This is a genomic window from Bacillus sp. SIMBA_031, from assembly GCF_046535225.1.
GTDB lineage: Bacteria > Bacillota > Bacilli > Bacillales > Bacillaceae > Bacillus > Bacillus velezensis.
The window spans coordinates 842711-857687 of sequence record NZ_JAWRXC010000001.1 but is presented as its reverse complement, the minus strand read 5'-3'; the positions used below and the strand labels follow the sequence as shown (position 1 = coordinate 857687).

1 protein-coding gene is annotated in these 14977 nt (G+C 50.4%); it reads right to left on the bottom strand.

Annotated elements, in window-relative coordinates:
* Positions 1–14949 carry an amino acid adenylation domain-containing protein gene (locus SB724_RS04175; protein WP_410570169.1) on the bottom strand — a complete coding sequence of 4983 codons (14949 nt, stop codon included), beginning with the start codon at positions 14947–14949 and terminating at the stop codon, positions 1–3.
* Positions 14950–14977 lie beyond the last annotated feature (28 nt).

Genomic DNA, 14977 nt, shown 5'->3' with positions numbered 1-14977 from the left:
TTAAACCTCCACTTCATAGGTATCCCAGATGTTTGCCGCAGCTTTTTCGTTCGTTTCTTCTTTGCTGTCCGGCGAAATCAGCCGCTTATTTAATGCAGGCGGTGTTAAAGGATGGCGCTTGATTCGGCGCCCTTCGTCTTCCTGCCACGCTTCCACAATGACGTGGGCGTTTGTTCCGCCGTCGGCAAAGCAGTTAATTCCTGCCGCCGGCATTGGTGACGGCCAGTCTGCCAGAGTGCGGCTGAACTGAATATTGGCCTTTTCTCTATCAAAATGTGTGTTTTCATGCTCGCCTGATAAAAACGGGATAAAGCTCTTTTCTTTCAGCATGAGAACAACTTTTATGAAACTTGCAATTCCTTCCGCGCAAAGCGGGTGCCCGATGTTCGGTTTCACAGATCCGATTCCGAGCGGGCCGGCGTCTTTTGAACGGTAGACGGATTGAATGGCCTTCAGTTCTAACAGATCCGTCACGACCGTGCCTGAACCGTTCGCTTCAATATGAGTGATGTCTTCCGGCTGTTTTCCGCTTTTTTCAAGAGCCGTCTTCATGACGGATTTTTGCGCTTCCAGACTCGGCGTAGCCGGGCCTGCCGTTCTTCCGTCATTATTGACGGATGCCGCCTTCACTACGGCATAAATAGAATCTCCGTCTTCAATCGCCTGCGACACGGTTTTTAAAAGAACCATTCCGACACCCTCGCCCAGCACGACTCCATCGGCGCGTTCGTCAAATACATGGAACGACTGCGCTTTACTTAATATGCCGCGCTGTTCAAATAATTTATGGGTTTCTTCTGATTCAAACAGGCTCACCCCGCCGACGACGGCCGCTTTTATTTCTCCTGTTACAAGAGCCTGCACGGCCATATTCATTCCGACTAAAGCAGAAGAACAAGCTGTATCGAGGACAACGCTCGGGCCGCGCATATCAAAATATTGAGAGAGATTTGCGGCCAAATAATTCTGACCCAGCGCGACGATCGGGTTTTTCGCATCCAGCAGTTTCTCTTCACCCGGTCTGTGACGGCTGCGTCCGCCGAGATACACACCTATTGCTTCTCCCTTTATCTCATCCGGCGTATAGCCAGCGTGATACCACAGGTTAAGGCATTCTTCCAGAGCGGCCAAAGCTTGAGGGTCCATTGCCTTTACATCTTCTTCTGCCAGTAAAAAGAAGTCCGGATCAAATTGATGAATTCCATTAAGCATTCCCGCGTAATAAGGCGTCTTCAACCCCCATCGCTCAGCCGGAACAGGACCGATAGCCGAACGGCCTTCAGCCAAAAGCGACCAGTACGCCTCTAAGGAAGCCGCCCCCGGAAACCGGCAGGACATGCCGACGACCGCGATATCTTCCCGGTGAATCTGTTTTCCGGCCGCCTCTTCTTGTAACTTAACGGCTTGTGTTTCAATCACCGGCTCAGCCGGCTTTTTCTTAACAGGCTCCGCCGCCAAATCAAACCGTTCTGACAAAACTTCTGTATATCCTTCGAGAAGCCAATTTGCGAAAGATTGAATCGTCGGATATTCATACAGAATTGACGGGTCAAGCGATGCCGAGAGATTCCGATTGATCCGCTGCAGAAGCTGAGCAAGAATAATGGAATCCACTCCGTAATCCTGGAATAATACGTCTGTCTCAAGCTGGTCCTGGTCAATCCGCAGCTCTTCAGAAAATAATTCTTTCAGCCATTCTTCTGTTTTCCTTGTTAATTGAGCGTTGTCTGCGGCAGCATAAGCGGTTTTTTCCGCCGGTTTTACCATAGCCGGACTCATTGGCTGATCCTGCCTGCTCCGCCGCAGGAATCGCTCCGGCTTCCACAGCTTAGGATTCAGAACGGCCGGCAGCACCGGGCCCCTTGCTGATTCAAGAAGTATGCCGTCAAGGAGCTGTAATCCTTCTGCATTCGTGATGCTGTATAGCCCGCTCTCTTTATAAGCTTTGTTCGTTACTTCGCCCATTCCGGTTTCTTTCCAGTTCGGCCACTGAATGCTTACGATCGGCAGCTGCTCTTTGTATGAGTTTGCAAAATAGTCCATATACGCATTAGCCATGGCATAGTCGGCCTGTCCTGCCGAAAGCGCCGGTATCGCAGCTGACACGGAAGAGAACAAGACGAAAAACTTCAGCGGCTCTTCGCTGAGCACACTGTATAACGCCTGAAGCCCGTCTACTTTCGGCTCGAGCACGCGCTGTATGTCTTCATCGGTTTTTCTGATGAATGCGAGCGTCTCTTTATCGGTCACACCCGCGCAGTGAATCACGCCGCCGATAGGTCCGAGCGTCTGTTTTATCTGACTCAGTTCCTGTCTCAGCCCGGCTTCATCAGCTAACGGGACTGACAAAACCTTCACTTGTACACCTTTGGATTCCAAGTCGAGAACAGCTTCAATTTTCGCTTTTACAGAAGCCGGCACCCCATTCAGTCCGCCCGTCCACTCACTTCGCGGCGGAAGGGTCTCACGGCCTGTAAGCACCAGTTTTTTCACTCCGTAATGTTCGGCAAAATGGCGTGCGCATAAAAGACCGATCCCCCTCGTCCCTCCGGTGATCAGAAGCACATGGTTGTCCGGAAAATCAATTCTCTCGCCTTGCATATTCATATTTTCTGATCCGCTCAATACGGCGCGGTAGCGCAAGCCGTCCCTCCGGCAAACTTCCGCGTCATCAGTGCGGGCATGAAACTCATCGGCAATCTGCTTCGCCAGTTTGTCATCCGAAAGCGCTCCTTCAAGGTCGAGATGCCTTGAAGACAGGTGACCGTACTCGCATGCCAGCATTCTGTACAGACCGGCCCGTTTTGCTCCTGTTGTTTGATTGGCCTCTTTATTTAATGACTCAAGGTCTTTCGTGACACAAAGCAGTGTCATCCCTTCTTTATGCCCATGCTCAATCAATTGCTGAAGCCATTTGATTCCGGCCATGTCTTGAGAATCTTCTTTCGCTGCGCCTAGGAGGTCGATGACTCCGCCAAACGCCTGCCAGTCATATTCACCGGTAAGGTCTGATGCTGTGATGATACGGTGATTCGGCATATGCGCTGCGATCTCTTCTGCGAGATTGATCGTGTCCCCGCCTGTCAAAATCGCAACGGAACGTGCGCACGGTTCACGCAGTTCGAGCGGGCTCGGTTCCCATTGTTTCGTCAAAATACGTTTCATCCGTTCCTCTGTATGGACCTTATTTTTGTCAGGATTCTCAGGCACCCAATACGTGTCTTTTGCGAACGGATAAGACGGAAGACTGAGTAAACGCGGCGTACCCTTTTCATACAGCCGGTTCCAATTCAATACGCCGCCTTTCACCCATACCTCTGCCAGCTTGGCGAATTTGCCTTTTTTAATCCAGGCGTCAATGACGATGTCCATATCTTCATCTGCCGTGAACAAGGCAAACGTATCTTTATTGCGGTGAGACTGGCCGGTATACAGCCCGGCGATGTTTTTCTCATTTTTCGTAAATGCTTCGAGCTTTGTTTCCAATTCCGCCATCGTCGCTGCAAGAATGGCCAAGCGCTCTTCCATTTCGTCCCTTCCGGTTTGCAGCGTATAAGCGACGCCCGCCAAGTCTTGATCTGTATACGGCGTTTGACGGATCGCTTTTTGCAGCTGCTGCGCCTGTTCAAACAGTTTTTCTTTTGATTTGGCGGACAAAAGGATGATTGCCGGATTTTCCGGGCTGTGCTCAGGCTGAGCGGCTGCTTTCGGGACATACTCTTCAATGATGATATGGGCGTTGACCCCGCCGATGCCAAATGAGCTGACCCCGGCCCGGCGCGGAATGGCATTTCCGTTTCTATCTTTTGCTGCCGTCCATTCCTGATTTTCCCGCACGATGTAGAAAGGACTGTCATCAAGCTGAATGTACGGATTGATCGTCTCGCAATGCAGGCTTTTCACCAGCGTTTTGTGTTTCATTTGCAAAAGCACTTTCATCACGCCTGATACTCCCGCGGCAAGCTCTAAATGGCCGATATTGCTTTTGACAGAACCGATGCCGCAGCGGTGATCGGAGACTTCGGGCTCTTGATTTGTTTTTGCCAGCTCGTGAAACGCCGCTTTCAAACCGTTTATTTCAATCGGGTCGCCCAATTCCGTTCCTGTACCGTGCGCTTCAATATACGTAACGGTGCTCGGGTCCACTCCCGCTTTCCGGTATGCTTTCACCAATAAATCAGCCTGCAGTTTCGGATTCGGCGAGGTTAACGTATTCGCCCGGCCGCCGTGGTTTTCAGCCGTACCGCGGATTACGCCGTAAATCGGATTGCCGTCACGTTCTGCATCTGTCAGTTTCTTCAGCATCAGAATTCCCGCGCCTTCTCCTCTGACATACCCGTTGGCATCTTTGGAGAAGGTTTTGCATTTTCCGTCTTTGCTGAGCATGCCTGCTTTGCTGTAGCTGATATGCGCTTCTTCCGTCAGAATCGTATTGATTCCCCCGGCAATCGCCATGTCGCATTCTCCGTTTTCTATAGCGGATACCGCCCGGTGAATCGCCACAAGCGAGCTTGAACATGCCGTTTCAATCGGCTCGCTCGGCCCGTGGAGATTTAACAAATAGCTCAAACGGTTCGGACCTATGGAAGGAATCATGCTGCCTGTCGCCGCATGTCCTTCCGGCGCAAGACCTGCCCTTGTGAACAAATCTTTATAACCGGTATTTCCGGTGCCGATAAAGACGCCCGTATTTGTGCCGGAAAGGCTTTCCGGCTTACAGCCCGCATCTTCTATCGCCCGCCATGCATAAGTCAATAACAGCCGCTGCTGCGGATCTAAATATTGGGCTTCCCGCGGTGAAATCCCAAAGAACAGCGGATCAAATTCAGCTATTCCGTCGATAAAGCCGCCCCACTTGATATTCGTTTTGTTCTCTTCAAGATTCGGGCCGCCATCAAACGCTTGCCAATCCCAGCGTTCTTTCGGAATGGTTGTGATCGAATCCTTTCCTTCTTTCAAATTGCGCCAAAATTCCTCTATATCCTTCGCGCCCGGGAATCGGCCGCTGATTCCGACAATGGCAACCGGGTCCAAGCGGCGCGGCTCTTGTGTCGCTGCCGCGGCGTTCATTACCGTTGCGAAGCGCTTTTTCCGCTGCATTTTCGGTTTTTGGGCTTTTGGCTGCTCTTTTTTCGGAGACTCTTTCTTCTTTTCGCCGAAACGGCCCGGATGCTCTTTTGCCAAATATCCGGCGAGATTGCTGATCGTTCCGTACTCAAAGAAAATCGTCGGCGCCAGCTCCAGCTGATACGCTTCATTTAATTGATTCGTAAAGACGGTAAACGATACGGAATCAAAACCGTATTCACTCAATTCCGTATCTGTCTCAATGTCCTCACGGTCTACTTTTAAAATGCCGCTTACCATGGCTGTCAAAGCGGTGTGAAGCGTTTGAAGAGATTCTTCTGCATCGTGTTTTTCTTCCGGCTGAGAAGGAAGGCCGGCTTCTGCCTCATCCGTCAAATACTCTGCTAAACTGCGGATCGTCCCGTGTTCGAAGAAGATCGTCGGCGCCAGCTCCAGCTGATACGCTTCATTTAATTGATTCGTAAAGACGGTAAACGATACGGAATCAAAACCGTATTCACTCAGTTCCGTATCAATATCAATCTCGTCTTGGCCGACTTTTAAAATTGAACTGACCAATCGGATAAGCGCACCGTGCCATTTGTCTCCCGAAACGGCGGATACAGGCTCTATATTCTGCACCTGCGGCTTTTCAGTTTCAGAAACGGATAGGAACGACTGTTTTAATTTTGCAGCGTGTCCTTCGGCTGCTAAAAGCTGCGGCTTTTCCTGAGCCATTCCTTCATAAAATGCAGCCAGGCCTGACGCCTTTTGAAGCGGAACCATGCCGAAAGCTTTTTTCATCATTCTCTCCGTCTCGTCTCCCGCCTGCATACCGCCATCTTTCCACAGCGTCCAGTTAAAGGCGACCGTTTTTCCGTGCCGAAGGCCATTCTCCGTAAGGGATTGCCTGTAAGCGGCGTATGCATCCATAAACGCGTTGCCGGCGGCATAATCAGCCTGCCCGACATTGCCGAGAACGCCGGAAACACTGGAGAACAATACGAAAAAGTCAAGATTGCAGTCTTTGCTGGCTTCATCTAAATAAGCGGTTCCGATGACTTTCGGATCAAGCACTTCCCTGAACTCTTCCTTCGTTTTTTGCAGCAGGAAGCGGTCTTGTATCACTCCCGCAGCGTGAATAATTCCGTTAAGCTTTCCGAATTCCGCCGTAATCTCTTTTATCAGCGCTTCATTTTCCCGCCGGTCTGCCGCATTCAGCTTTTTGTAGACGACATTTGCGCCTGAGTGCTGAAGCATAGCAAGCTCACGCTGTTTGGCTTCTGCCAGATTTGAGCGGCCGGTCAGAATGATTTTCGGGTGTTTTACGCGACCTGCGATTTCTTTTGCGAACATCAACCCCAGGCTTCCTGCGCCTCCGGTAATCAGATATACGCCATCGTCCTTCCAGACGATGCCGCCCCCTGCGGGATGCATTTCTTCCCAAGCCTTCACATACCGTTTTTCTCCTTTATAACGGATATGTTTATCATGCGGCCGATGACTGTCATTTTTCAGTTTTTGAGCGACAGCCGGCATTTCGCCGATTGATTCCATTTCGATAAGCTGACAGTCAAGTTTTCCGTATTCCAGCTCGGCTGTTTTTAACAAACCTGTTAACCCCGCAAACAATTGCTGGCTGCCGTCTGCTGAAATAACAGTCTGAATCAGAATGCGGCCCTGCCTTTTTTCGCTGATGATCCGCCGGATGTGTTCAGCGATTGTCTGCGCAAAGCTTTGGAAGCGTTCAGCGGCTGTTTCACCCTCACCTTCTGCAATCAGCAGTTCGGCGTCTTTCAGGCCGGATGCCGCTTCATCTTTTATACGGCAGGCATCTTCACAAAGTATGATCAAATGCTCATCAGCATGGACAGAGGCTTTCTCGGATGCGGCGGCTTCTTTCCAGACCGGTGCAAACAAGACCTTTTCCGAGCCTGATAGCCGCTGAGCCGATTCTGCATCGCCTTCTAGCACTCTCGTAGAGAATCCTCTTACCTTCACGCAAAGCGCTCCTGTTTCGTCGAACAGGTCAATGTCGGCTTTCTGCACGGAATCACCGGTTTGATATCCTTCACTGAAGCGTGCATGCGCCCGCATAGTCGGCGTGCATGCTTTGACGACTTCAAGATATTCCAGTGCAAACGGCAGAATCAGCTTTTGTCCGGAAAACTCCTGCATAATGCAGATCGTCGCCGTCTGAATAGCTGAATCAATGATGCTCGGATGAAGCGTAAATTGTCCGTTCGTGTGAGAAACAGAATCCGGAAGCTGTATGTCCGAGAGCACTTCTTTATCACCGATAAAGGCGGACTTAATGCCTTGGAAAGCTTTTCCGTGGAACATCCCCCTGCTCCGGCCTTCCCGATAAAAGGCCGCCGGATCAAGAATGTCCGCTGTGCATCTGTTTTGTATGGCAGAAAGGTCTGTCTCAGGATCTTGTTCAGCCTTTATGATTTCCGCGCGCCCTTGGCTGTGCAGCACTTCTTCATCGTCAGCGTTTACGCTGTAAATGTCATATGAGATGATGCCGTCTTCTTCAGGGAACAGTGCAATATGGACCTGGCGCTCTTGTTCGTGAACGACGATCGGTTTCATCCAGATGGTATGATGGAGCGTTATTCTGTCTTGGTCTTTTAATAAGCCGCCAAGCGCCCGTTTTACCGCTTCATAAGACATTTCCAAATATGCCGCTCCCGGCAGCACGGCTTTTTCCCTGACCACATGATCCTTCAGGAAAAATTCTGAGCCTGTAAACCGTGAGCTGAACTTCTGAAGGGTTAAATCTGACGTATTTTGCTGCACGAGCGGGTGTAAAACTGAGACTCCGTTGTGTGCAGCAGATGTGTTCTTTTCTGCTTTTTTCGGCCAGTACGGCTCCTTTGCAAACGGGTAGACCGGCACGCTGATTCGTTTCGGATGCTTGTCTTTGTAAAGCTTGTGCCAATTGATGGCGACACCTTTACTCCACATTTCACAGAGCTTCGATCCTTTTCCTTTCGCAAGCCATTTCTCAATGAGTTCAGCGCTGTCATCATCATCAGAAAGCCAGGCAATATCTTTCGCCTGCTGTTTTTCTCCTCTGAAGCAGCCTGTTACAGCCGGCTTATCATTGATAAAATCGGCAAGCTGCCGCTTCAGCTCCGCAGTGCCGCTTGTGATAAAGGCAGCGCGCTCTTCCATCGCTTCCCTTCCGACTTGGAACGTGTAGGCAAGATCAGCGAGGTCGGCGTCCGTTTTTCTTTCCAGAAAAGCCAGCAGCTGCTTTGCGTACTCCTTCAGACGATCTTTTTTTCTGGCAGACAACGGAATGATGAACGGACCCGCAGCGTCTGCTGCTTCGGATGCATCCGGGTATTGTTCAAAAATCGCGTGTGTGTTTGTTCCGCCAAGACCGAAAGAGCTTAAAGCCATGCGGTGCGCTCTGTTCTCACGGGTTAACTCTTTCTTTTCTTCCGCTACGTAAAACGGAGAGTCTTCTAAATGAAGATTCGGGTTCGGCTCTTTGTAATTGATGCTCGGCGCGATCTCCTGATGATATAAGCTCATGACAACCTTGATGCAGCCCGCCATTCCGGCCGCTGTATCCAAATGCCCGAGATTTGTTTTGACTGAACCGATGCCGCAGTATTGTTTTTTATCTGTATATCGGCCGTACACCGATTGAAGTGCGGACAGTTCGATCGGATCGCCGAGTTTTGTTCCTGTGCCGTGAGCTTCGACGTACGCGATCGTTTCAGGATGGATGCCCGTCTGATCAATGACCTTCTGAATGACCTCAGCCTGTCCTTTGACGCTCGGCGCATAAAATCCGACCTTATCCGCTCCGTCGTTATTGACGCCGATTCCGCGCAGCAGCGCATAAATATGGTCGCCGTCCTTAACGGCATCAGACGCTTTTTTCAAGAGCACGGCGCCGGCCCCTTCACCGCCGATCATTCCGTCAGCATCCGCGTCAAACGCTTTAATATGCCCGTCGCTTGAAAAGTTCAGCCCCGGCTGATGAACATATCCGGCGCTTGATTCCGTATGAAGGGTCGCACCGCCGACGAGGGCGTACTTGGCTTCGCCGGACTGCAGGCTTTGAAAAGCCGAATGCAGGCCGATTAACGAAGATGAGCAGTTGGCATGGACAAAATAGCTCGGCCCTTTCAACCCGAGTTTATGAGAAATCATCGTCGGAATCGTACCGCTTTGGGCAAGCACCCATGACACGTAGCCATCCGGCGTTTCCAGCTGTGCTGTCGTCTCCTCCGGCAGCAGGCTGCGGTAAGAGTTCGTGCTGGCAGACATATACACGCTTGTTTCCGGAATTTCTTTGGAGATATATCCCGCATCCTCGATTGCCTTCCATGAATGGAGCAAAAGCATTCTCAGCTGAGGATCCATATATTCCGCATCTTTCGGTGAAAAGCCGAAGAAACCGGGATCAAACATTTCTTTCCCTTCTAAAACTGATTTAGCCGGAACGAAGCCGGGATGATCAGCCAGTTCTTCAGAAATACCGAATCGGCGGAGCTCCTCTTTTGAAAAGAAGGTGATGCTTTCTTTGCCTTCTTTGATGTTATTCCAAAATTCATAATGATCTTTCGCTCCCGGAAACTCACAGGATATACCGATAACCGCAAGGCTGTCCTCGTAATAATCGGGAAATTCTCCCGCCGGATGTTCCCGGTCTTCTGCATTCACTTTCTTTTGCGGTACAGGAGCCCAAACGGCTTCTTTCGGTTTTTGTTCAGCGATATACCGGCTGATGTCTTTTACCGTCGCGTATTCAAACAGCTCCGTTACACTGAATTCACAATCCAGTTCCTGCGTCATCCGGTCAGTGACAGTCACGGCAAGAAGCGAATCTCCCCCCGCATCAAAAAAGCGGTCATCAAGCTCTATATCTTTGCTTTTCAATACATCCTGCCAAATCGCCAGTACCGCCTGCTGGATATGAGATGATGAAAATGTTTGTGTGTCCGGCTGCTTTTTCGTCAGATCGCGCGCAGCAAGAAGCTTGCGGTCCACTTTTCCGTTCGGCGTGAGCGGCAGCTCTTCAAGACGGATAAACGAAGCTGGCGTCATATAGGCCGGCAGCGCTTGTTTCAAATGATTGCGCAATTCCTTTGCAGACGGAAGCGGCTCTCCGTTTTTCAGAATATAAAACGCGCAAAGCTTTTCATTTCCGGAGTGATTGTTCACAACCACTACGCTTTCCTGTACGGCCGGATGGGCATTCAGCCGGCTCTCAATATCTCCGGGTTCAATCCGGTATCCGCGGATTTTGACTTGGGTATCCATCCGTCCCATGTATTCAATGCGGCCGCCGGGAAGAAAACGCGCCATATCGCCTGTTTTATAAAGCTTTGATCCCAGTTCGAGCCGGTGGCTGACGAAAGCTTTATCTGTCAGCTCAGGCTTGTTGAAATACCCTCTTGCCAATCCGTCTCCCGCAATACAAAGTTCTCCCGGCACCCCTTCTAAAACAGGGTTGAGACCGGAATCCATAATATACACGCGGGTATTGGCGATCGGGCGCCCGATCGTAAGCGCGCTCTCATTTTCCGTAATCCGCTGCACCGCGGACCAGATTGTCGTCTCTGTCGGCCCGAACATATTCCAAGCCTCGCTTTTCGTATCGAGAAACTGCTGCTTCAATTGTTCGCTAAGCGCCTCTCCGCCGCAAAGGATTTTCACATGTTCTTCATTTGACCATCCGGAATGAAAGAGCATTTTCCATGTAAACGGCGTCGCCTGCATGATCGTCGGTTTGTACTCTTGAATCAGCTCTTTCAGCTTCCGTGCGTCTTTTGTGACTTCTGTCTTACAGATGTTGCACTCCGCTCCTTTGATTAAAGGAAGGTAAAGCTCCAGTGCCGCGATGTCAAAGCAATATGTCGTGACGGCAAGCAGTTTGTCTTCAGACGAAAGCCCCGGTTCATTCGCCATCGAGAGTAAGAAATTGGTCAGCGCCCGGTGCGGAATCATCACGCCTTTCGGTTTGCCCGTGCTGCCCGACGTGTAAATGACATACGCCAGATCGTCAGGTGTCACTAACCGCTTCAGCGACGGTCTTTCCGCGGCTGTACTTTCAATATGAGACCAATCGCGGTCAATGGCAGTGGTCTGCACGCCTCCCCAGTTCAAAGAGTGCTCTAAATCAGCTGTCGTCAGGCACATTGAAATCCTGCTGTCGGCGATCATATATTCCAATCTGTCAGCGGGATAAGAAGGATCAAGCGGCACATACGCTCCCCCGGCTTTTAAAATGCCGAGAAGGCCGACAGCCATATGCAATGATCGGTCTGTATAAATGCCGATGAGATCATCAGGGCCTGCACCGTGCGCCTGCAAATAGAGCGCCAGCTTCGTGCTTTTTTCATCAAGCTCACGGTACGTCAGCTGTTGCTGTTCATACACGACCGCACAAGCGTCCGGCGTTTCTGCCGCCTGACGTTCGAATAATTCATGGAAGCAGGCATCCGGATATTCACGGCTTGTTTCATTCCAAGTCTTAAGAATCATGTGCTCCTCTCTTTTTGTCATGAGAGAAACGTTCTCAAGCGGCATATCCGGATTCGCCGTCAAAGCTTCAGCAGCCTGTACAAATTGGCTGAAAAGTCTGGCCGCCCCTGCTTCGTCGAATAATTCGGTGCTGTATTTAATCGTAAGATCCATGCCCGATGCTTCTTCCCACATTTCAAATACAAGGTCATATTCCCCCTCCTGATGAATGTCTTTTACAAACTCACAGGAGAATCCCTTGTATTCATCAAGCATCGATTGATAGCTTGAATGCTGCAGAAAGTTCTGATAGAAAAAGGCATTGCTGAAAACAGGCGAACCGTTCTGCCGGGGGTTCGCATGCACATCACGCACCATTTTCGGAAACGGATAAAAGGAGTGATCCAGTCCGTCCAGAACGGCATCCTGCACCTTTTGAACAAAGTCAGCAAATGTTTCTTTTCGTCCGGCTCTGCTCCGTATGGGAAGCATGTTGAGGAAATGGCCGACCACTCCGTCAAAGCGTTCTTCGGGTCTGACCATTGCAGGCATGCCTGTCACAATATCTTCCTTATCCGTATATTTGCTTAAAAGCACCATGTAACAGCTCAGCATGACGGTAGACAAATGAATCGAACGGGATGCGGCAAACGCCGTTATATTATTCAGCAGCCGTTCGGGAAGACGGCGTGTCAGCGTATCTTCTGTAAACTCCGGAACACTGCTGTCCGTGCGCGTCGGCGGAAGCTGAAGGTCAGGCAGATCGCCCCCGAGCTGTTTCATCCAGTAAGCGCGGGCAGCTTTGCTTTCTTCACCCGCCAAATACCGCTTTTCCCAAGCCGCGAAATCGGGATGAATGCCGGGAGCGGCGGCCATAAACTCTTCTTTTCCCTCCAGCAGCGCCTGATAATGATCCAGCAGACTGTGAATAAATGTAATGGATGAAATGCCGTCAAACACGATGTGGTGAATGACCGTCAAAAGATAATGTTCCTCGGCGGATTTTGAAAGCAGCTGCACGCGCAGCAAAGGTCCGCCTTCTTTGACAAACGGCTCTTTCACTTTTTTCCGTATCAGAGCGGATATTTGTGATTCATTGACGTCAGAAATATCTTCTTCCGAGAATACAAAAGGATCTGCCGCTTCTATGAAATAAAACCCGCCGTCTGTTACATTCACGGCGCTTTTGAGCATCGGATGCTGCTTTAATACGAGCTGAAACGCCTGTTTCAGTTTCTCTTTGTCGATTCCGGATGTGAATCGGAAACAGAGCGGGACATGATATGCAGTCGTTACAGGCGACATTTTCTGCAATGTCCACAGCCCTTTTTGGACTTCTGAAAGCGCTGGCGCCGTTTGCCGTCTCTCCCGTTCTGCCGGCGGTTCGGCTTTTTGGGAATGATGCTCCGCTGACATGTTTGCCGCTTTTTCAGCAGTATAAGCCGCTAAAGCGCCAATCGTCGGGTTTTTGTGCAGCTCTCTTGCCGTCAGCCGGAGGTGATACGTTTTTTCAATTGATCTGGCGAGTTTCATCATCTTGATGGAATTGACGCCAAGACTTTGAAACGGCGTATTTGGATCAACGAGCTCATCCGCGATGGAAAGTTCCTCTTTCAGAAAACGGATAAAATCCCGTTCAATTTCTTTCTCTGCAGAAGCCGTGTCTGAATTGACGCCTTCTTGTCTGTTATTATGTAAAGAATCAAATTCCCCTTGTTCGAATGAATGTTTCAGCTGAGTGCGCTGGATTTTCCCGATCGCCGTCTTAGGAATGTCTTCTTTTGCGACCGGAAGCAGATAATCAGGGGTAACGCCGATTCTCTGTGTCACGTGCTGGTGAATGTGATGAAGAAGCTTCGTCATGCGGTTCTCATCCAACGGAACAGATGTCACAAAGAAAATCGCCAGCTCATCTGTCGTGCTTTGATTCGGCCGGACGGCGCATGCCGCTGTATAAGACGTTTCAATTTCCGGCAATTCCTCAACGGCTGATTCAATGGCATGGCTGTAATAATTCACACCGTTAATAATGATGGCATCTTTCGTGCGCCCCGTTATTGTCAGGCGGCCTTCACGCAAAAATCCGAGATCTCCCGTTTCAAACCAGCCGTCTTCTGTAAAGACACTCTCATTTAAGTCCGGGCGCTCATAATATCCGCTCGTTACAGTCAGACCCGACACTTGGAAGCGGCCGATTTCTCCTTCTTCCACCACTTGATTGCGGTCATCCGTAATTCTCATATTAAATCCCGGGATCGGCAGACCGATCTCGACGAAACGATCGTCGTCACTCGTGTTTTCCAGTGTAAACTCATCTGAGAAAATAACGCCCGAAGACGTTTCGGACATTCCCCATGCGGGACGGATGGCATTAGCCGGCAGACCGTGCGGCTCTAAAAGCTCCATAATTCTGCGTCCGACTTTCGCAACCGCGGCCTCCCCGCCGTTCAGCATGTAACGCATGGAAGATAAGTCCCATTTCCGCGTTTGAATCTCTTCTGCAAAATCGGCAAGCAGTCCAAAGGCAAAATTGGGGGCCCACGTAACCGAAGCGCGGTAATGATCAATCAGGTCGAGCCATTTTAAAGGGTCCATCAAAATGGATTCGCTCGGTATGTTGATTTCCTCACATCCGAGATAAACATCACGCAGATGAAGCATTCCGATGCCGCCGACATGGTCAAAAGGCATCCAGTTAAACGTGACATCCCCACTTGTATAGCCTTGCATCTGAATATTTCCTTTGACCATGCAGACGATGTTTTCATGGCTGAGCATCACGGCTTTCGGCGTGCCCGTGCTTCCCGAGGTCAAAAGCAGCATCGCCAAATCTTCCGGACGGGGATGATGACAGTCCGTATCCATTTCGTGCGCACTGAGATCTTCTGCCGCCAAAGCGCAAAACCCGGAAAGCTCCTGCTCCTCCGCCCATTCAGTCATCTCCCGCAGCACGTCACGGCTTGTGATGACATACGGCCGATTCAACAGCATCCAGGCGTCTTTTAGTTTTTGCGTCCCGCTGTTCATTTCTGTATAAGCCGGAGCGGCCGCAAGCGGAACCGGGATCGCTCCTAAAAAAACACAGCCCCAAAAAGCAGGAATCAGCTGGGAATTGTCACTGAGCTGTAATATGACTTCATCCTGAGCCTTCACTCCTGATTGGCGGAGCCCTTTCACAATCGAAAGAGCGATCTTTTTCAGGCCGCTGTAAGTCTGGTACACTTTGGTGCCGTCAGGCTGTATATATGTGATGCCCTTTTGATCTCCCGCTGCCGCGGCGGTTTTGTGCAGGACTTCAGGAATCGTCATCGGCTGATCCGCTGAAAGCCGCAATGATTTTCCATAGCTGACAGATGGCTTGAGTAACCCGCTTGCCTTCATATCACTTTTCATAGAGCTGCCTCCATTTCATCTGTATGTA